The following is a 21,624-nucleotide window of genomic DNA, read 5'->3' as shown; positions in this document are numbered from 1 at the left end:
ATATATAATATTGCTTATTGGCAATTCTTATTTTGGTTGTTATTGAAATATTTTATTCTTCCCGGGAGTTATAATGGTTGATAAAGAAATATTAACATGAATGATTATTAAAATAGATAAAGTAATTATATAAAAGCAAATTTCTATCATGTGTATAGAAATATGTTTTTAATTTTTAATTTTTTGATGGATTTTTATGTTGATAAAAAATTTGATTGGTATTAGCAATATCATGAATTGATTACTTTTAGGCATTGTAAATATTGACTATAAATTCATATTTGATGAGTGATTATAGACTTTTTTTTCCTGTTATTTACGCATAAATAATGATGTCCAAATTCGTTGATAAGGTTATTAAATATAAATTTTTTATTACATTAGTGTTTATTAATTCATAATTGTTATGTTTTTATTATTTTTCTTACAAGGAATTAACAAAATTAAATGTTAGTTTTACCAGAACGGTGACCTGTTTTTATTTGGTTAAGGCGTTGTATTCAACATGTCATTATTTTTTCTTCGGCGGAATTTATTTGCCGGAGGTTGAAACAACGTACCTATTATTTTAAGGGGAGTAAATGCCCTTATTTTCTTTAATTTCTGGAGACGACTTTTGACCTCTCTTGCTTATGTTGACGCCCTTTGTGCGCTTGATCATCCTTATCGGGTTGATAGTGTTTGCGACCCATTATTTGATGCTGCCATGCGTGAGTTGACGCTGTATCACTGTGAAAATACTCCCGGTTATTCTCAGTGGTTGAAGGCTAACGGTCTGGAAGTAGAAAGACTGGAGAAACTGGACGATTGGTCGCGTTTGCCGCCTATTTTCGCTAATTATTTCAAACGCCAGTTGTTGCTCAGTACCACGGGTAGGAATGCATTGGAACTGACCTCTTCTGGGACAACCGGCCAAAAGAGCCGTATGCGTTACGATGCACGTAGTATGCGTGCAGCTCAAAATATGGTTGAACGGATTTTTGAGTATTACGGTTGGAATACGCCGCAGCAGCCTTGTAATTACTTGCTGCTAAGCTATGAGCCTGCCGGTATGGTGACGTTGGGAACCGCGTATACCGATCAATATCTGTGCAAATATGCCCCGGTAAACCAAGCCTGTTATGCACTGCGCCACAATGGAAAAAGCAATGAGTTTGATCCTTTTGGTGTGATCCGATCCTTACAAGAATTTGCTGCACAAGGGCTGCCGGTGCGGATCTTGGGCTTTCCGGCATTTTTGTGGTTCACATTGGAGCGGATGCAGGACATGGGGTTGCCGCCGGTGCGGTTGCATCCTGAATCACTGGTCTTTTTAGGTGGCGGTTGGAAAACGCACGCGGATAAAGCCATTCCAAAATCCTTACTGTATCAGCGTCTAGGGGAACAACTGGGTATTCCTGACGAGCGGTGCCGGGATGGTTACGGTTCGGTGGAGCATCCGGTGCCTTATGTTGAGTGCCGAAATCACCATTTTCATGTGCCGGTCTATGCCCGAACCTATATCCGCGATACCGCTAACATGGCGGTTCAACCCTATGGTAAGCCAGGTTTTCTGCATCTGGTATCACCTTATATCACTTCCAGCCCGGCACACAGTATTGTGGTGAGCGATTTGGCGGTGCTGCATCCCGCTGCTGAATGTGGCTGTGAGTTAGCTACCGATTGGTTTGAGCTACTGGGTCGTGCCGGTACCAGTAAAAGCCGCAGTTGTGCGATTGCCGCTTCTGAGTTGATAAAGGAGTCCTGAAATGTATTTAGTGAATGGTAAGGTTATCTCTGACTTGGAGCCCGCTAGCGTATTGGCGGAACTGAAAGGTAATTTGGCTGAGACGCTGGCTTGTCCCCCAAGTGTACAACAGGTATTGGCGTGTGCTGAGCGCTTCGTTGATGATCTCGATACTGTTGCTGTTAAGCTTGCGCTGGATACAGCCACCATTACCGCGTTACGTCACTTCTGTCATCGCGATTCTTTAGAGGCAAAGTTGCGGCGCGAACTGGGAGAACAGCCCTTTTCTCTGCGTCGTTTTGATTATACACAGCCCCGTTTTGAAACTTGGCAACCGTTGGGATTGGTGGTGCATATTACACCGGCCAACGCGCCTTTGCTGCCATTTATGGCCGTGTTAGAGAGCTTGCTAGTGGGTAATGTCAACTGGTTACGTCCTAGTAGCAGTGATCGCGGCCTTAATGCGCAGATACTGGCTGAGTTCCTACGTCATGACCTGAGCGGCAAGTTGGCACCTTATATATCCGTGTTGCCTTTGCCATCTGATCAATTATCAGAATTATTGGCGTGTGCTGATGCAGTATCCGCCTGGGGAAGTAATAGCGCCCTGACCGCTATCCGTAGCCAACTACGGCCCAGTTGCCGTTGGATAGATTGGGGACATCGTATCAGTTTTGCTTATTTGGACCCGATGGCGGCCAGTGATGCTGATTACGATGCATTGGCTGATGATGTTTGCCGTTTTGACCAACAAGCGTGTTCCAGTCCACAGTGTTTATTGGTCGATAGCACTGACGAGAACGTTTTACGGGAAGTCGTTGGTGCTGTAGCCGCCGCACTGGCACGACGCGCGCCAATATGGCCAGCCTTACAGACAGACATACAGGAAGCGGCGGAAATCAGCAGTCAGATGGCATTTTTGAAGTTGGATCACACTTTTGCTGAACTCCGCGGTTCGGTAGAAGAGGGCAATGGCTGGCGAGTAGCCTGGATACAGCGTCAAGAGCTTGCTCCATCACCGTTGTACCGTACTTTGCAAGTCCGTCCGGCACCACGTGCACAATTGGTTGAGGTTTTGTTGCCGTGGCGCCCCTATTTGCAAAGTTGTGCTCTGATAGCGAAAGAAAAAGAGTTGCCGATGTTGAGCCGTCAGTTGTTGGCCGCCGGTGTTAGCCGGATATGTCAGGCCGGAGTTATGCATGATGGCTATGAGGGTGAGCCACATGATGGTGTTTACGCATTGACTCGGCTGGCGCGACGTGTCTCCGTCAGTTTGAAAGCTGAACAACTGCCAGGCCATGTCACGTTGGATAAATGGTCGGCCAATCCGCCGGAACTGGCAGGGATCCCAGTGATGGATAAAGCAAAGTTTCAGAGCGGCGGTGTGACGGCAAAAGCACAGGTGTTTTTCCGTAGCGGTGGCAGTAGCGGTGAGCCAAAGTTGGCAGGTTTCAGCCATCGAGATTATCACAGTCAAATGCAGGCTGCGGCAGATGGCTTATTTGCTGCTGGCCTGGAGCCATCCCAAGACCGGGTAATGAATTTGTTTTATGGCAGTAACTTGTATGGCGGTCTGATGAGTTTCTTCACTGTACTGGATAAATTATCCGTGCCGCATTACCCGATGGGGGGGCCAATAGACGATGATTTTAGCCAAATCAGGCACTTTATTGTCACTCAGGGAATCAATACGCTGGCAGGAATGTCAAGCACTATCCACCGATTGTTTGAATGTGAAGAGGCTGCGTTGCGTGCCTATGGTGGGATACGCAAAATTTTTACCGGTGGTGAGCATATTGGCGAAGAGCGACGTCGGTTTTTGTCCAGTTTTGGTGTACAGATAATTCGCTCGGCGATTTACGGTTCCGTGGATGCCGGTCCGTTGGGTCATGCTTGTGCTTGTTGCCAAGAAGGGGAGTTCCATCTGTTATCTGATATTCAATGGCTGGAAATCTTGGCTCTTGATAGTGATCAGCCTGTTGCGACAGAGGAAAGTGGTCGATTGGTGTTTACCCCTCTGGCACGGGAAGGGCAGGTGGTCCAGCGTTATGATATAGGCGACTTAGGTTATTGGCTCCCTGATCTCTGCGACTGCGGATTACCAACGCCGCGGTTTAAACTGGGAGGCCGTCATGGTGCGTTATTACGGGTAGGTTCTATTTTTCTGAACCCAACAGAATTATCAGCCGGGCTGCCGTTTCCGGTGCAGTGGTTGGTAGGGAACAACTCCAGTGGTTGTGATTATATTCATATATTAGCCGACGGGGATGCTGATCAGGTACGTATGCATCTGTTGCAACATGGAATGCTGAACCAGGTCGTCAGTGGTGGATTGCTTCAATTGGAAGTTATCCCGACACCTGTTGGACAGTTCCATCGTCACCCGCAAAGTGGCAAAACGCCGCTGGTGCTGGATAGCCGATTCCGAGACCAATAATACTACTTTTTGGGTAAATCATGACACTATCATTACACGATCTGGTTGAATACGCCCGCAATCATGCGCCTTTTTTTAAGGATCTTTATCGTGATCTGCCTCGATCCGGTTGGGCGCTAACTGATCTGCCATTGATCAATCCTGATGACTATTGGCAGCAGTCGCAATCGCTGGAAAACTGGCCGGTATTAACCGGCCCTGTTAACGGTGGTCATGTTTTTAAAACCGGTGGTTCTACCAGTGATGGTCGATTGTCGGTGTTCAGTTGTAGCGAATGGCGTGCTTTTGTACGCGCATTTGGTCAAGGGCTTGCACAGCAATTACAGCCCGGTGACCGCGTCGCTAATCTGTTTGTGGCTGGTGATTTGTATACCAGTTTATTGTTTATTCATGGTGCCTTGTCCTATTCACCAGTGCCGGTGGTGGAGTATCCGTTTACTTGGTCAGTTGATGATCGGGCACTGGCCGATGCGGTTGTCAGCTTGGGGATTAATGTTTTGGCCGGGGTGACGGCGCAACTATTACGTTTTGCCAGTACCTTGCAGCAGTGCGGCCAATCTATACCCGGCATTGATCGTCTGTTGTACGGCGGTGAAAGCCTGTTTCCAGAGCAATCGACACTATTGAGTCAGGTATTTCCTAATGCGCGTATTGGTTCAGTTGGTTGTGCCAGCGTTGATGCGGGTCTCATTGGGGCGGCGTCTCCCGATTGTTGTTACGGCGAACATCGAGTTTTTGATACGGATACCATTGTCGAAATTATTGACGAATCCAATGGTCAGCCGATTACGGTGCCCGGCCAAAATGGCCTGTTGGTTGTGACCAACTTGCAACGGCGTCTGATGCCGGTTATCCGCTATCCTACCGGTGATATGGCCTGTTGGTGTGAAGAGTCAGGGCAGCCGAGTCGCAAATTCGCTTTGCAGGGGCGAGCGGGTAGCGCTCACCGAGTGCGAGTTTTCTCACTGTCCATTTTTCCTGACCATATTGCGCGTTTACTGCAACAGCAAGAGGGCATACTGGCTTGGCAGTTATTGCTGAGCCGTCAGGGTGGCATGGATAAGATAGAACTATTGTTAGCTGGCGATTCATCACTGGCGTCATCGACAACATCAGTGCATCAGGCATTGTTGGCGGCACAACCCGCGATGGCAAAGTTATGTGATCAGGGATTTTTGCATGTGGAAGTCACTTACTGCGCTTTGGAAAATATGGTCACTCATCCACGCTCCGGTAAATTGATGCGGGTGGTTGATCATCGTGGTTATGGTGCTGAAGAGAAGGCAGCATGAGCATGAATCTAGGAATACCATTAGTTCGATTATTCCGGGAAGAGGATTCTACCGGTATTAGTGCGTTATTTCGGGTTGTTTACGGCGAAGATTATGTCTACCCGGAAGTCTATTTACCTACCATGCTTGGCCGTTATAACGCGGCAAAACAGTGGTATTCCGCTGTTGCGGTACAGGATGGACACGTGTTGGGGCATGCAGCACTGTGGCGGGATGAACACTGCTCATTAAGCGCTGAACTGGCGTTGATCGCAGTACATCCACAGGCACGTGGGCAGGGTATTGCTACCGCGCTTGGACGATACTTGTGTGATCAGGCTAAGAAAATGGGGTTAAGTATCCTCACAATTAAGCAAGTGTCGTCGCATAACCACAGTCAGCGTCTGGCTCAAAATCTGGGGTTTCACACCACGGGATTGTTGCCGGACTATGTAACATCACCATTTGATCAGGCGCGACCGGAAAGCATAGTACTGGGTTGTTTACCTTTACAAAGCTGGCCGTTTCCTGAGTTACATTGGCCTTCTGGTTGGCAACGGTGGTTGACATCGGTGACTCAAGTGTTTGGTCAAGAGCCTCTGCAACCGGAGGAGTTGGTTGATGCAGATATCCGTATAACCAATCATGGACGTCGGTTGGAAGTGTGGATAGAAAAGCAGACAACCGAGCGGGTAAAAGAGGTGGCAGAGTTACCGGCACACAAACTGATATATGTGAGATTGCCGGTAGGGGAAGGGACGCTTCAGGCAATGGAAATTTTGCAGCAGGCGGGATTTGCCTGTACCGGGTTTGTGCCCGGTCATCATCACCATTGGGAAGCTTTATTGGTTCGAGGACATAGTAGGAAAGAGTTGACCTTAGATTGCCAGTTTGCTCGTCGTTTGCACCAGCAAAGCATGTTTGCTTGTGCAGGTGCATAGTTTTCCTGCGATTATTAGAGGTAATCTGGTAAAGCCCGTCAAAGTTTGAATAGTTTTGCAGATTTTTGACAAAGTGTTGGTCTTTTGGTCAGCACTTTGAACGGATAGTGGTTAACCGTCTGACCATAATTTGAAAAAATCTGCGGTGTACTTCTGCCAATTCGTCACTGCTGCTTAAATTCTCATTTTTGATAATTAGATGTAATAAAAATGTTGCAAAATATGATGAATTACAAGCATCAATCGACATTATTTCTCTAAATTTCAGAATATTCCTATATATTTTTAAGTGAAATTCATTGCACTATTGAACATTTATTAATCCATAAATGGCAAAAGCATGATGATGATTTCAGTTAGATTCACTCTTCATGTTGTAAATCATTGGAGAAGTGAATAAATGGCAATAGGGTATTTCCTGCTCGTTGGTGATAAAACAACCTGTGGTGGTCAGATTATTACCGGTGACCACACCATGACATTTAATGGGCGAGCGACCGCTCGTGAAGGGGATAAGGTTACCTGTGGCAAACATCCCGGTACTTACGTGATTGTTGGTGGTGTATCCGATGTGTTTGACATGGGGCGCAAGTTGGCTGGCACGTTGGATAGTGTCAGTACTTGCCCCTGTCGCGCTCGGTTTATCAATTCGGAGATGGACAGCTATGAGAAGCAAGATAAGACTGCTGACCGGGTTGTCGCTCCCACGAATATGGCGCAACAGCATTTCTCTTCTCCGGTAAAGGATGTGGGAAGCCCGCCTGCAACGCAGGTACCTCCGCCGCCGATACCGGTGTTTACGAAGTCCTGCCAGCGGGGTAAAGGGTGTACTGACGCTGGAACTGAGCCTGAATCGGCAAATAACTTTGGCAGAATGGCAATATATCAGGTGCCGTCATCTCCTGCTCCGGTCACGGCGCAAAAGCCTGAACCACCCCCGCAGGACAAGAAACACCCGCCGGAACCGGATAAGCCGCGGGATAAAAAATTACCGTGGTATAAGCGGTGGTTTCGTAGTGGAAAAGATAATGCCGAAGCGGCGGCTACCGCTGTGGCCGCCACTACCCGCAGCGCGGTAGCGGAAGGGGAAACGCTGGTGATGCGTTACATTGGTGGCGGTGCTACCAGTGCTGGACGTTGGCTGGCGGCACCGAATCCGGTAACGGTTGGGTTGATGGGGCTGTTTTATTCACCGTCGTTGAATCAGGGGGAAGAGGATTACTTAGATCCGTATCGCCTGAGACAGATAGCGGAACAGTATGGAAAAGCACCAACTCGTGTACGTTTTCGCTGGATCAGAGACGAAAAAAGCGGCAGGATGACGGTTCAGGGATATCACGTCAGCCCGGAAGGCGGCTTGGATAAAGTGCCGGTTCGCATGATGATGCTGAATCGGACCACCGGTAATTACGAGTTCTGGGAACCGGGAGAAACCCGGCCGACAATTTTATGGACGCCGAATGAACAGGAATTCAAGGCTCCAGCCCATACTGGGAATGAAGAACAACCGTTTATTCCGTCGCAAATAACCGTGTTGCCGATCCCGGATAAAGTGGGCAGTGATATTGAATCGTTGCCAATGCCGGAAGAGAAGGATTTCCGCGATTATATTCTGGTATTCCCCATTCCGAATATGCCGCCGGTGTATGTGTATCTGAGTAAACCGCCGGTGAAATTGTTTGAAGTGGATTTATACAGAAACTTTGCTGGGCGGCTAAGGAATGGAACACATGCGGATCATATGCCTTCGGCAGCGGCTATCAAGACTAAGTTAGCGGAATTGTATCCAATGTTGGATAAGAAACAGATCAGTGATATGGCTAAAGACGTAGCGGCTATTATTATTCCAGCAGAGGTCCATCAGAAACTTAGTGCTACCTATGGAGGCCGGAATACTTCGTCTCAAATAAAGCAGGATGCACAAGACTTAAGAACAGCCTTAAATCGTGATTTAGATACTATAAAGCCGGCGTTGAAAAGCTATGGGGCAACAGAAGAGCAGATAGAAGAAGCTCGCACTAAGATGCATAAACTAAACCAAGAGAAGAGGTTATATAAATAATGACTATCAACATTGAGGCCCTAATTAATAGTTTAGGCAAAACTTATCAGGAAATCTTCGATGAAGGGCTAATTCCTTATAAAACCAAGCCATCTGGTTATCCCGGAGACTCTGATATATCTCTTGATATGGCTAAAGAAGGGACTTTCTTATCATTTGATCGAGAAACTAAGACATTCATAGAGATGACTTTAACTTTACTTATACCTGAGCGTCCCGGTTTTGTTTTTCCGAACAACATGCCATATCCCTTAATTAAGGAAATGAACCGCCAATGGGTAGATAAGAATTTAGGTAAACCAATTAAATCAGCACCTCCATTTGAAGCATTGACATATAAATTTGGTTGGACATATCTTTATTACTATCAGGGTAAGTCGGAAATTAGTATGCAAGTATCGCACGATGTTCTAGATCGAGTCAGTCGAGTTACATTTCTACCTACAAGTGAAGTGCGTTGGTAGTTAGCAGAAAGGGAAGGTTCTTTTGAGAGCTAATTCATTAATCAACAGCTTGAAAAGTTAAATTGAAGATGAGTTAGCTTAACCAAGAATAGAGGTTATATAAATAATGGCTATCAACGTTGAAGCCCTAATTAATAGCTTGGGGAAAGCTTATCAGGAAATTTTTGATGAGGGATTAATTCCCGATAAAACGAAACCAAAAGGTTTTCCTGGTGATGAAGTGATATGTTTGGATATGGTAAGGGAAGGGGTTTTTTTGTCTTTTTATAGGAAAGATAGAAAATTAAAGGAAATTACATTAACTTTAGTTAATGATAAACCTGCTTATTTATTCCCTGGTGAATTGCCATTACCATTAATCCCTAAAATGTCACGTAAATGGATTCATGAACAGTTTGGTGAGCCTGAGAAATCTCATCCCCCCGAGATGGTAATGAGGCACCAGTTTGGTTGGACAGAATTATATACATTACTTGATTTTCGTATTCCCACAAGTATGCAGATTTCCTATGATATCACTGAACAGGTTGAATCTTTGACTTTCTTACCCACTTCAGAAGTACGTTGGTAATCAATATATATGATAGGTTCTTTTTAAAAGCCAATTCATTTGCGGGTAGTTTGAAAAATAGAGTTGTAGATGAATTAGCTGAATCAAGAACAGAGGTGATATAAATAATGGCTATCAACATTGAAGCTTTAATTAATAGTTTAGGCAAAACTTATCAGGAAATCTTCGATGAAGGACTAATTCCTTATAAAACTAAGCCATCAGGTTATCCCGGAGACTCTGATATATCTCTTGATATGGTTAAGGAAGGGATTTTTTTATCATTTTTGCGAGAAAATAAAATACTTACTGAAATAACGTTAACTTTAATTGATCACAAACGACCTAATTTTATATTTTCTAATGAATTGCCTTCCCCTTTGATACCGCTGATGTCCCGGCAATGGATTCATGAACATTTTGGTGAACCTGAAAAATCACTTCCACCAAGGCGAAGGTTAACTAGAGAAATTGGCTGGACTGAATTATATACCTTATTGGATTTCCGTATTCCAATTAGCATGCAGGTTGATTACGATTTGCTGGAGCGAGTCAGACTAGTGACTTTTTTACCTACCTCAGAAATCCGTTGGTAATCAATAAAGAGACTCTTATTTAGAGCTTTAACTATTCGGATATGCGGAATTTGACTTATTCATTTCTCATTACTTTTCAATAAACTATTTTTCTTAAAAAAACAATGAAAATACACCAATGATATTCATTATATTGATTGTTTTGTAAATTAATCATCAATATAAGTAAATATTTATTCTAAATAATTATATAAAGGTAAAGTTATTTTATTGTCTGTATTTTGTTTTTTAATGTAAGCAAGTTTTGTGATTTATTATATTTTTCCTCACACATCATCATTGTGTGTAGCGTCTTTGGAAGGTCGTGCTAACTGATGTTCTAAAGGCGTGTGTTTGTTCTGGTGCCTTTCTTACACATAACGATGGTGATTATTTTTTGCGCGAAAAAACCTGTTTCTCATGATAAACCTCAATTCAGGAGTCCGTATGAATCAACTCGCCAGTCCCCTGATTTCCCGTACCGAAGAGATCCACAGCCTGCCCGGTAAGTTGACCGATCTTGGTTATACCTCAGTGTTTGATGTGGTACGTATGCCGCGTGAGCGTTTTATTCGTGAGCATCGTGCTGATCTCGGGCGCAGTGCTGAAAAAATGTATGACCTGGCAGTGGGCTATGCCCATCAGGTGTTACACCATTTTCGCCGTAATGCTCTTAGTGAAGCGGTTCAGTTTAGCTTGAGAAGTCCGTTCTCTGTGTCAGGTCCCGATTACGCCAATCAGTTTCTTGATGCAAATACTGGCTGGAAAGATAAAGCACCTAGTGGGTCACCAGAAGCGAATGATGCGCCGGTAGCTTATCTGACTCATATTTATCAATTGGCCCTTGATCAGGAAAAGAGTGGTGCTAGTGCCATTATGAATACGCTGGTGGAGCGCCGACCTGATATCGGGGCTTTGTTGATTAATGATAAAGCGATCAATGAGGTGATACCGCAATTACAATTGGTCAATGAAATTCTGTCCAAAGCCATTCAGAAGAAACTGAGTTTGACTGATCTAGAAGCGGTAAACGCCAAACTCTCCACCACCCGTTACCCGAATAATTTGCCATATCATTATGGTCACCAGCAGATTCAGACGGCTCAGTCGGTATTAGGTACCACGTTGCAAGATATCACTTTGCCACAGACGCTGGATCTACCGCAAAACTTCTGGGCAACAGCAAAAGGAAAACTCAGTGATGCGACTGCCGGTGCTTTGACTCGACTACAAATCATGGCGAGTCAGCTTTCGCCAGAGCAGCAGAAAATCATGGTGGAAACCGTCGGTCAGGATTTCTATCAGCTAAATTATGGTGATAGTTCGCTGACGGCGAACAGTTTCAGCGACATGACCATACTGACTGATAGAACAAGTTTGACTGTACCCCAGGTAGAACTGATGTTGTGTTCAACGGTTGGGGGTTCTACGGTGGTTAAGTCTGATAATGTCAGTTCTGGTGACACGACAGCGACGCCATTTGCTTACGGTGCTCGCTTTATTCATGCCGGTAAGCCGGAGGCGATTACTCTGAGTCGCAGTGGATCGGAGGCGCATTTTGCGCTGACGGTTAACAATCTGACCGATGACAAGTTGGACCGTATTAACCGCACAGTGCGCCTGCAAAAATGGCTGAATCTGCCCTATGAGGATATTGACCTGTTGGTGACTTCTGCTATGGATGCGGAAGCAGGAAATACTGCGCTGTTGATGAATGACAATACGCTGCGTATGTTGGGGGTGTTCAAACATTATCAGGCGAAGTACGGTGTTACCGCCAAACAATTTGCTGGCTGGCTGCGCGTGGTAACCCCGTTTGCCATTACACCCGCAACACCATTCTTAGATCAGGTATTTAACTCCGCCGGCACCTTTGATACACCGTTTGTGATAGATAATCAGGATTTTGTCTATACATTGACCACCGGAGGTGATGGGGCACGTGTTAAGCATATCAGCACGGCACTGGGCCTTAATCATCGTCAGTTCCTGTTATTGGCGGATAATATTGCCCGTCAACAGGGGAATGTCACGCAAAGTACACTCAATTGTAATCTGTTTGTGGTGTCAGCGTTCTACCGTCTGGCTAATCTGGCACGTACATTGGAGATAAATCCAGAGGCTTTCTGTGCTTTGGCTGATCGATTAGATGCAGGTACAGGCATCGTCTGGCAGCAACTGGCAGGGAAACCCATCATCACTGCACCGCAAAAAGATTCCCCACTGGTGGCGGATATTCTGAGTTTGCTGCAAGCGTTAAGTGCGATCGCTCAATGGCAACAACAGCACGATTTACCCATTGAAACCTTACTTTTACTGTTGAGTAGCGGTTCTACCTTTACCGGGCAGAGCACTGACGATCAATTGAATTTTATCCGTCAGGTGTGGCAGAACTTGGGCAGTACATTTGTGAGTGCAACATTATTATCCCGTAGTGGTGCACCATTAGTTGATACCAACGGTCACGCTATTGACTGGTTTGCTCTGCTCTCGGCAGGTAATAGCCCGCTTATGGATCAGGTTGGTCTGGTGACCGATGCCGGTATAGAAAGTGTTATCGCAATGGTGGTCAATACACAAAGCTTATCTGATGAAGATAAGAAGTTGGCAATGACTACTCTGACGAATACGTTGAATCAAGCGCAGCAAACTCAGCAAGGCGTGGCCGTCAGTCTGTTGGCGCAAACTCTGAACGTGAGTCAGTCACTGCCTGCGTTGTTGTTGCGCTGGAGTGGGCAAACAACCTACCGGTGGCTGAGTGCAACTTGGGCATTGAAGAATACCGTTAAGACCGCGGCCGATATTCCTGCTGACTATTTGCGTCAATTACGTGAAGTGGTACGCCGTTCCTTATTGACCCAACAATTTACGTTGAGTCCTGCAATGGTGCAAACCTTGCTGGACTATCCAGCCTATTTTGGCGCTTCCGCAGAAACAGTGACCGATATCAGTTTGTGGATGCTCTATACCTTAAGCCGTTACAGCGATCTACTGCTCCAGGTGGGTAAAGCCGGTGGTGGTACGGAAGATGATGTGTTGGCCTACCTGCGCGTGGCTAATGCTGCTACGCCGTTGAGTCAGGCTGATGCTGCACAAACGTTGGCAACGCTACTGGGTTGGGAGACTAACGAGTTGCAAGCCGCTTGGTCAGTATTGGGTGGGATTGCTAAAACCACACCGCAACTGGATACGCTTCTGCGTCTGCAACAGGCACAGAGCCAGACTGGCCTTGGCGTTACACAGCAACAGCAAGGCTATGTCCTGAGCCGTGATAGTGATTATACCCTTTGGCAAAGCACCGGTCAGGCGCTGGTGGCTGGCGTATCTCATGTTAAGGGTAGTCACTGAGCATGGCAGAAGCTCACTACCTGAGTGGATTTGATTTTTCCGTATGGCCCAATGAGGCTATTTCTAAACCGCCATTTAAGTAAGGCAGGTGTAATTATGTTATCGACAATGGAAAAGCAACTGAATGAATCCCAGCGTGATGCGTTGGTGACCGGCTATATGAATTTTGTGGCGCCAACACTGAAAGGCGTCAGTGGTCAGCCGGTGACAGTGGAAGATTTGTACGAATATTTGCTGATTGACCCGGAAGTGGCTGATGAGGTTGAGACCAGCCGAGTTGCTCAAGCGATTGCCAGCATACAGCAATATATGACTCGTCTGGTCAATGGTTCCGAACCGGGGCGTCAGGCGATGGAACCTTCTACCGCTAACGAATGGCGTGACAATGATAGCCAATATGCTATCTGGGCTGCGGGGGCAGAGGTTCGAAATTACGCTGAAAACTATATTTCGCCCATCACCCGGCAGGAAAAAAGCCATTATTTCTCGGAGCTGGAAACGACTTTAAACCAGAACCGACTCGATCCGGATCGTGTGCAGGATGCTGTTCTGGGATACCTCAATGAGTTTGAGGCGGTGAGTAATCTGTATGTGCTCAGTGGTTATATTAATCAGGATAAATTTGATCAGGCCATTTACTATTTTATTGGTCGTACCACCACCAAACCATATCGGTATTACTGGCGTCAGATGGATTTGAGTAAAAATCGTCAAGATCCAGCAGGGAATCCGGTGACGCCAAATTGCTGGAATGATTGGCAGGAAATCACCTTACCGCTGTCTGGTGATACGGTATTGGAGCACACAGTACGTCCGGTGTTTTATAACGATCGACTGTATGTGGCTTGGGTTGAAAGAGATCCGGCAGTACAGAAGGATGATGGCGGTAAAAATATCGGAAAAACCCATACCTACAGCATAAAATTTGGCTATAAACGTTATGATGATACCTGGACGGCACCGAATACCACCACGCTGATGACGCAGCAAGCAGATGAAAGTTCAGAAACACAGCGATCCAGCCTGCTGATTGATGAATCGAAGACTACACTGCGGCAGGTTAATTTACTGGCTACCACTGATTTTAGTATTGACCCGACGGAGGAAACGGACAGTAACCCGTATGGCCGTTTGATGTTAGGAGTGTTTGTACGCCAATTTGAAGGCGATGGGGCCAATAGAAAAAATAAACCCTCCGTTTATGGTTATCTCTACTGTGACTCAGCTTTCAATCGTCATGTTCTCAGGTCGTTGAGTAAGAACTTTTTGTTCAGTACTTACCGTGATGAAACAAGTGATCAGAACTGCTTACAATTTGCGGTATATGATAAAAAGTATGTGATTACTAAGGTTATTGCAGGTTCAACAGAAGATCCTGAAAGTACCGGTTGGGTAGGTAAAGTTGATGACTTGAAACAGGGCACCACAGGCGCTTATGTGTATATCGATCAAGATGGTCTGACACTCCATATCCAAACCACAACTAATGGGGATTTTATTAACCGCCATACGTTTGGGAGTGCTGACAGAGAAAACGATTCTAAATCTGGTTATGGTTTTTCTTGGTCAGGGGATGAAGGTTTTTATCTGGATTACCATGATGGCAATTATTACACCTTCCATAATGCAATAATCACCTATTATCCTGCCGGATATGGTGGAGGATCTGTTCCTAATGGAACGTGGGCGTTAGAGCAAAGGGTTAATGAAGGATGGGCTATTGCCCCCCTGCTTGATACTCTCCATACTGTTACTGTGAAGGGCAGTTATATAGCTTGGGAAGGGGAGACACCTACCGGTTATAATCTGTATATTCCAGACGGTACCGTGTTGCTAGATTGGTTTGATAAAATAAATTTTGCTATTGGTCTTAATAAGCTTGAGGCTGTATTTACGTCTCCAGATTGGCCAACACTAACCACTATCAAAAATTTCAGTAAAATTGCCGATAACCGCAAATTCTATCAGGAAATCAATGCTGAGACGGCGGATGGACGCAACTTGTTTAAACGTTACAGTGAGCAAACTTTCAGACTTGCCAGCGGTGCAACTTATTCTACAACTTATACCTTGTCCGAGGCGGATTTCTCCACTGATCCGGATAAAAACTACCTACAGGTTTGTTTGAATGTTGTTTGGGATCATTATGACCGCCCATCAGGGAAAAAAGGGGCTTATTCTTGGATTAGTAAGTGGTTCAATGTCTATGTCGCGTTGCAGGATAGTAAGGTACCGGATGCCATTCCTCGATTGATTTCCCGTTACGATAGCAAGCGTGGCTTGGTGCAGTATTTAGACTTCTGGACCTCATCATTACCTGCGAAAACTCGTCTTAACACCACCTTTGTGCGTACTTTGATTGAGAAGGCTAATCTGGGATTGGATAGTTTGCTGGATTACACCTTGCAGGCAGATCCTTCTCTGGAGGCCGATCTGGTCACTGACGGCAAAAGTGAGCCGATGGACTTTGATGGTTCAAACGGTCTCTATTTCTGGGAGTTATTCTTTCACTTGCCGTTTTTAGTTGCTACACGCTTTGCCAACGAACAGCAATTTTCGCCGGCACAAAAGAGTTTGCATTACATCTTTGATCCGGCGATGAAAAACAAGCCACACAATGCTCCGGCTTACTGGAATGTACGTCCGTTGGTTGAAGTACACAGCGATCTTTCACGTCATTTGGGCGATCCGATTGATCCGGATACTCAGGCTTATGCCCATCCGGTGATATACCAGAAAGCAGTGTTTATCGCCTATGTCAGTAATCTGATTGCTCAGGGAGATATGTGGTATCGCCAGTTGACTCGTGATGGTTTGACTCAGGCTCGTGTCTATTACAATCTGGCCGCTGAATTGTTAGGGCCTCGTCCTGATGTGTCGTTGAGCAGCACTTGGATACCGCAAACCCTCGATACCTTGGCCGCCGGGCAAAAAACAGCGTTACGTGACTTTGAGCACCAATTGGCTAACAGTAATACCGCTTTACCTGCATTGCCGGGCCGCAATGTCAGCTACTTGAAACTGTCAGATAATGGCTACTTTAATCAACCGCTCAATGTTCTGATGTTGTCCCACTGGGATACGTTGGATGCACGGTTATACAATCTGCGTCATAACCTGACTGTTGATGGCAAGCCGCTTTCACTGCCGCTGTATGCTGCGCCAGTTGATCCGGTAGCGTTGTTGGCTCAACGCGCTCAGTCCGGCACGTTGACGAATGGCGTCAGTGGCGCCATGTTGACGGTGCCGCCATACCGTTTCAGCGCTATGTTGCCGCGGGCTTACAGCGCTGTGGGGACGCTGACTAGTTTTGGTCAGAATCTGCTTAGCTTGTTGGAACGTAGCGAACGGGCCGGTCAAGAAGAACTGGCGCAACAGCAACTGTTGGATATGTCCAGCTATGCCATCACATTGCAACAACAGGCGTTGGATGGATTGGCGGCGGATCGTCTGGCGCTGTTGGCTAGTCAAGCGACGGCGCAACAGCGTCATGACCACTATTACACCTTGTATCAAAACAACATTTCCAGTGCGGAACAACTGGTGATGGATACCCAAACGTCAGCACAATCCCTAATATCTTCCTCCACTGGCGTACAAACGGCCAGTGGCGCATTGAAAGTGATCCCGAATATCTTTGGTTTGGCTGATGGTGGCTCGCGCTATGAAGGGGTAACGGAAGCGATTGCCATCGGGTTAATGGCTGCCGGTCAGGCTACTAGCGTGGTGGCTGATCGTTTGGCAACCACAGAGAGTTACCGCCGCCGTCGTGAAGAGTGGCAAATCCAGTACCAGCAGGCACAATCTGAGGTCGACGCATTACAGAAACAGTTGGATGCGCTGGCGGTGCGCGAGAAAGCGGCTCAGACTTCCCTGCAACAGGCAAAGGCACAGCAGGTGCAAATTCGGACCATGCTGACTTACCTGACTACCCGTTTTACCCAGGCGACTCTGTACCAGTGGCTGAGTGGTCAATTATCCGCGTTGTACTATCAAGCGTATGATGCCGTGGTTGCTCTCTGCCTCTCTGCCCAAGCTTGCTGGCAGTATGAATTGGGTGATTACGCCACCACGTTTATTCAGACCGGTACTTGGAACGACCATTACCGTGGTCTGCAAGTGGGGGAGACATTGCAACTTAACTTGCACCAGATGGAAGCGGCCTATTTGGTTCGTCACGAACGCCGTCTTAATGTGATCCGTACTGTGTCGCTCAAAAGCTTATTGGGCGATGGTGGTTTCAATAAGTTAAAAACTGAGGGCAAAGTTGATTTTACATTAGGCGAAAAGCTGTTTGACAACGACTATCCGGGGCACTATTTGCGCCAGATTAAAACCGTGTCGGTGACGTTGCCGACGTTGATCGGGCCATATCAAAACGTGAAGGCAACGCTCACCCAGACCAGCAGCAGTACATTGTTAGCAGCAGATATCAATGGTGTTAAACGCCTCAATGATCCGACAGGTAAAGAGGGGGATGCGACGCATATTGTCACCAATCTGCGGGCCAGCCAGCAAGTGGCGCTCTCTTCTGGCATTAATGATGCCGGTAGCTTTGAGCTGCGTTTGGAAGATGAGCGCTATTTATCGTTTGAGGGCACGGGGGCGGTTTCTAAATGGACGCTTACTTTCCCGCGTTCGGTGGATGAACATATTGATGGCAACACATTGAAGGCGGATGACACACAGGTGTCACTGTTGGCGAATATGGATGATGTACTGGTGCAGGTACATTATACCGCCTGTGACGGCGGTGCCAGCTTTGCGAGCCAAGTCAAGAAAACACTGTTTTAAATTAACTTTTAACTAAGACTTCCCACTCTGGTCGCCAGAGTGGGAGAGGGTCTGTCATACCTAAAATCAATCTTGCGATCTTTCTCCATTTCATTGGAAGGGAAGCTTTAAAACAAAATAAAAGGAATATGATATGAGTCCATCTGATGCTGCTCTTTATACTCAAACCCCAACAGTCAGCGTGTTAGATAATCGCGGCCTGTCCATTCGTGATATCGGTTTTCAGCGTGTAGTGATCGGCGGGGATACTGATACCCGCGTCACCCGTTACCAGTATGATGTCCGTGGACACCTGAATTATAGTATTGACCCACGCTTGTATGATGCAAAACAGACCAATAACTCGGTGAAGCCTAATTTTGTCTGGCAGCATGATCTGGCCGGTCATGCTCTGCGGATAGAGAGTGTCGATGCTGGCCGTACTGTCACATTAAATGATATTGAAGGTCGCCCGGTAATGACGATGAATGCGACAGGTGTTCGTCAGACTCGTCGCTATGAAGACAACACGTTGCCCGGTCGCTTGTTATCTGTGAGTGAACAAGTTTTTGATCAGGAAACTTCTCAAGTGACAGAGCGCTTTATCTGGGCGGAGAATACCACAGCGGAGAAAGAATATAACCTCTCCGGTCTGTGTATACGCCACTATGACACGGCGGGAGTCACTCAGTTAATGAGTCAGTCACTGGCGGGTGCCATGTTATCCCAGTCTCACCAATTGCTGGCTGAGCGGCAGGAGGCTAACTGGAGCGGTGACGACGAAACTGTCTGGCAGCGAATGCTGGCAGGTGAGGTTTATACGACACAAAGCACAACCAATGCCATCGGGGCTTTACTGACTCAAACCGATGCGAAAGGCAATATTCAGCGTCTGGCTTATGACATTGCCGGTCAGTTAAAAGGCAGTTGGTTGACGGTGAAAGGCCAGCGTGAGCAGGTGATTGTTAAGTCCCTGAGCTGGTCAGCCGCAGGTTATAAGCTGCGTGAAGAGCACGGTAACGGCGTGATTACCGAGTACAGTTATGAACCGGAAACTCAACGGCTGATTGGTATTACCACCCGACGTGCCGGAGAGAGCCAATCAGAGGCGAGAGTATTGCAGGATCTCCGCTATGAGTATGATCCGGTGGGGAATGTCATCAGTATCCATAATGATGCCGAAGCCACCCGCTTTTGGCGCAATCAGAAAGTGGAGCCTGAGAACCGCTATGTTTATGATTCGCTGTATCAGCTTATGAGTGCGACAGGGCGTGAAATGGCTAATATCGGCCAGCAAAGCAACCAACACCCTTCACCTGCTATGCCTGTTCCTGCCGACAACAGCACCTATACCAATTACCAGCGTACTTATAGTTATGACCGTGGCGGTAATTTGGTTCAAATCCGACACCGTTCACCCGCGACTCAAAATAGTTACACCACGGAGATGACCATTTCAAGCCGCAATAACCGGGCGGTATTGAGTACGTTAACGACAGATCCAACCCAAGTGGATGCGCTATTTGATTCCGGCGGTCATCAGAAGACGTTAATACCGGGGCAGAATCTGGATTGGAATCTCCGTGGTGAATTGCAACGAGTAACACCGGTGAACCGCGAAAATAGCAGTGACAGTGAATGGTATCGTTATAGCAGTGATGGCGTACGGCTGCTAAAAGTGAGCGAACAGCAGACGGGTAGCAGTACTCAAGTACAACGAGTGGCTTATCTACCGGGATTAGAGTTACGTACAACTGAGATTGCAGATAAAACAACTCAAAATTTGCAGGTGATTACGGTAGGTGAAGCGGGTCGCGCACAGGTAAGGGTATTGCACTGGGAAAGCGGCAAACCAGCAGATATCGATAACAATCAGGTGCGCTACAGTTACGATAATCTGCTTGGCTCCAGCCAGCTTGAATTGGATAGCGAAGGGCAGATTCTCAGTCAGGAAGAGTATTATCCGTATGGCGGCACCGCGGTATGGGCAGCGAAAAATCAGACAGAAGCCAGCTACAAATTTGTTCGTTACTCCGGTAAAGAGCGGGATGCCACCGGATTGTATTATTACGGCTACCGCTATTATCAGCCTTGGGTGGGCCGCTGGTTGAGTGCTGATCCGGCGGGAACTGTGGATGGGCTGAATTTGTACCGAATGGTGAGGAATAACCCCATCACATTGACGGACCATGACGGATTAGCACCGTCTCCGAACCGAAATCGGAATACATTTTGGTTTGCTTCATTTTTGTTTCGTAAACCTGATGAAGGGATGTCTGCGTCAATGAGACGGGGACAAAAAATTGGCAGAGCCATTGCTGGCGGGCTTGCGATTGGCGGTCTTGCGGCTGCCATTGCGGGTACGGCTGGCGCGGCTCTCCCCGTCATTCTGGGGGTTGCGGCCGTAGGCGCAGGGATTGGTGCGTTGATGGGATATAACGTCGGTAGCTTGCTGGAAAAAGGCGGGGCATTACTCTCTCGACTCGTACAGGGAAAATCGACGTTAGTACAGTCAGCGGCCGGCGCTGCTGCTGGGGCGGGTTCAGCCGCGGCTTATGGTGCCCGAGCGCAAGGCGTTGGTGTTGCATCAGCCGCCGGGGCGGTAACGGGCGCGGTGGGATCATGGATCAATAATGCTGACCGAGGGATAGGAGGCGCTATTGGGGCCGGGAGTGCGGTAGGCACCATTGATACCATGTTGGGGACTTCCTCCACCCTTACACACGAAGTAGCGGCAGCCGCGGGTGGTGCGGCTGGTGGGATGATTACCGGTACACAAGGGAGTACTAGAGCCGGGATCCATGCCGGTATTGGCACTTATTATGGCTCTTGGATTGGTTTTGGTTTAGATGTCGCCAGTAACCCCGCCGGGCATTTAGCGAATTACGCGGTGGGTTATGCTGCTGGTTTGGGGGCGGAAATGGCTATCAACAGAGTAATAGGTGGCGGATTTTTGGGTAGATTCTTAGGCCGGGCTGTCAGCCCATATGCCGCCGGTTTAGCCAGACAATTAGTGCATTTCAGTATAGCCAGACCTGTCTTTGAGCCGATATTTAGTGTTCTCGGCGGGCTTGCCGGTGGCATTGGAACTGGTCTGCACAGAGTGATGGGAAGAGACAGTTGGGTTTCCAGAGGGCTAAGTGCTGCTGGTAGTGGTATAGATCATCTTGCTGGCATGATTGGTAATCAGATCAGAGGCAGGGTTCTGACCACAACCGGGATCGCCAATGCGATAGATTATGGAACCAGTGCGATAGGTGCCGCACGACGGGTTATCTCTTTGTAGTCAACATTGTCGGAAATCTCCGTCCAATATTGGGCGGAGATTTCGAGGCGGGATGCGGCTGCTTTAATATCAAAAACAATCCTGATTACCATCGAATCTCAGCTAGCTTGAGTAAATACTCAGGTATAGGTGCTGCCCGGATACATGAATAAATAAGCTGTTCGAATGTTTTTTTAAGGTTAAAGCGCCAA

Annotated in this window: 11 protein-coding genes and 1 pseudogene; 11 read left to right on the top strand and 1 reads right to left on the bottom strand. The window is 47.0% G+C overall.

All coding sequences use genetic code 11. The annotated features are described in order from the left end of the window. Positions 1-616: 616 nt before the first annotated feature. The 11 genes from SLS51_RS04060 to tccC all read left to right on the top strand — a co-directional run bounded on the left by SLS51_RS04060 (position 617) and on the right by tccC (position 21,433). Positions 617-1,747, top strand: a complete 1,131-nt coding sequence (locus SLS51_RS04060; RefSeq protein WP_323835785.1) for a LuxE/PaaK family acyltransferase — start codon at positions 617-619, stop codon at positions 1,745-1,747. 1 nt (position 1,748) lies between these two features. Continuing rightward, positions 1,749-4,163, top strand: a complete 2,415-nt coding sequence (locus SLS51_RS04055) for an acyl-CoA reductase (protein ID WP_323835782.1) — start codon at positions 1,749-1,751, stop codon at positions 4,161-4,163. Positions 4,164-4,183: 20 nt separating this feature from the next. Further along, on the top strand, positions 4,184-5,455 hold the full coding sequence (locus SLS51_RS04050) for a phenylacetate--CoA ligase family protein (protein ID WP_323835780.1): 1,272 nt from the start codon (positions 4,184-4,186) through the stop codon (positions 5,453-5,455). Further along, on the top strand, positions 5,452-6,375 hold the full coding sequence (locus tag SLS51_RS04045; protein WP_323835779.1) for a GNAT family N-acetyltransferase: 924 nt from the start codon (positions 5,452-5,454) through the stop codon (positions 6,373-6,375). The genes SLS51_RS04050 and SLS51_RS04045 overlap by 4 nt, the downstream gene beginning before the upstream one ends. A gap of 400 nt (positions 6,376-6,775) precedes the next feature. Then, a complete protein-coding gene (locus tag SLS51_RS04040; RefSeq protein WP_323835777.1) occupies positions 6,776-8,437 on the top strand; it encodes an S-type pyocin domain-containing protein in 1,662 nt (553 codons plus the stop codon). Then, the gene (locus tag SLS51_RS04035) at positions 8,437-8,901 is read left to right on the top strand and encodes a DUF6392 family protein (protein ID WP_323835775.1); all 465 of its coding nucleotides are present in this window, start codon (positions 8,437-8,439) and stop codon (positions 8,899-8,901) included. The genes SLS51_RS04040 and SLS51_RS04035 overlap by 1 nt, the downstream gene beginning before the upstream one ends. 106 nt (positions 8,902-9,007) lie before the next feature. Next, positions 9,008-9,472 carry a DUF6392 family protein gene (locus SLS51_RS04030; protein ID WP_323835774.1) on the top strand — a complete coding sequence of 155 codons (465 nt, stop codon included), beginning with the start codon at positions 9,008-9,010 and terminating at the stop codon, positions 9,470-9,472. A gap of 107 nt (positions 9,473-9,579) precedes the next feature. Next, on the top strand, positions 9,580-10,047 hold the full coding sequence (locus SLS51_RS04025) for a DUF6392 family protein (RefSeq protein WP_323835772.1): 468 nt from the start codon (positions 9,580-9,582) through the stop codon (positions 10,045-10,047). Positions 10,048-10,473: 426 nt separating this feature from the next. Continuing rightward, positions 10,474-13,374 carry an insecticidal toxin complex protein TccA gene (gene tccA, locus SLS51_RS04020; protein WP_323835770.1) on the top strand — a complete coding sequence of 967 codons (2,901 nt, stop codon included), beginning with the start codon at positions 10,474-10,476 and terminating at the stop codon, positions 13,372-13,374. A 96-nt stretch (positions 13,375-13,470) separates the two neighbouring features. Next, complete coding sequence (gene tccB / locus SLS51_RS04015; protein ID WP_323835768.1) at positions 13,471-18,168, top strand: insecticidal toxin complex protein TccB; 4,698 nt, start codon at positions 13,471-13,473, stop codon at positions 18,166-18,168. A gap of 133 nt (positions 18,169-18,301) precedes the next feature. Continuing rightward, positions 18,302-21,433 carry an insecticidal toxin complex protein TccC gene (gene tccC / locus SLS51_RS04010; protein ID WP_323835766.1) on the top strand — a complete coding sequence of 1,044 codons (3,132 nt, stop codon included), beginning with the start codon at positions 18,302-18,304 and terminating at the stop codon, positions 21,431-21,433. 85 nt (positions 21,434-21,518) lie between these two features. Here the strand turns inward: tccC and SLS51_RS04005 are convergent. Beyond that, a pseudogene (locus tag SLS51_RS04005) lies at positions 21,519-21,624 on the bottom strand (IS1595 family transposase); the annotation flags it as partial.

The sequence above is a fragment of the Photorhabdus africana genome (assembly GCF_035181445.1).
Taxonomy (GTDB): domain Bacteria; phylum Pseudomonadota; class Gammaproteobacteria; order Enterobacterales; family Enterobacteriaceae; genus Photorhabdus; species Photorhabdus laumondii.
The sequence above is the reverse complement of the archived record's forward strand: the minus strand, read 5'-3'. Positions and strand labels throughout refer to the sequence as shown.

What these genes read in the sequence shown, in the direction of transcription:
- SLS51_RS04055 (WP_323835782.1), top strand. Translation starts at nt 1,749, where the DNA reads ATGTATTTAGTGAATGGTAAGGTTATCTCTGACTTGGAGCCCGCTAGC.
- SLS51_RS04050 (WP_323835780.1), top strand. Translation starts at nt 4,184, where the DNA reads ATGACACTATCATTACACGATCTGGTTGAATACGCCCGCAATCATGCG.
- SLS51_RS04045 (WP_323835779.1), top strand. Translation starts at nt 5,452, where the DNA reads ATGAGCATGAATCTAGGAATACCATTAGTTCGATTATTCCGGGAAGAG.
- SLS51_RS04040 (WP_323835777.1), top strand. Translation starts at nt 6,776, where the DNA reads ATGGCAATAGGGTATTTCCTGCTCGTTGGTGATAAAACAACCTGTGGT.
- SLS51_RS04035 (WP_323835775.1), top strand. Translation starts at nt 8,437, where the DNA reads ATGACTATCAACATTGAGGCCCTAATTAATAGTTTAGGCAAAACTTAT.
- SLS51_RS04030 (WP_323835774.1), top strand. Translation starts at nt 9,008, where the DNA reads ATGGCTATCAACGTTGAAGCCCTAATTAATAGCTTGGGGAAAGCTTAT.
- SLS51_RS04025 (WP_323835772.1), top strand. Translation starts at nt 9,580, where the DNA reads ATGGCTATCAACATTGAAGCTTTAATTAATAGTTTAGGCAAAACTTAT.
- tccA (WP_323835770.1), top strand. Translation starts at nt 10,474, where the DNA reads ATGAATCAACTCGCCAGTCCCCTGATTTCCCGTACCGAAGAGATCCAC.
- tccB (WP_323835768.1), top strand. Translation starts at nt 13,471, where the DNA reads ATGTTATCGACAATGGAAAAGCAACTGAATGAATCCCAGCGTGATGCG.
- tccC (WP_323835766.1), top strand. Translation starts at nt 18,302, where the DNA reads ATGAGTCCATCTGATGCTGCTCTTTATACTCAAACCCCAACAGTCAGC.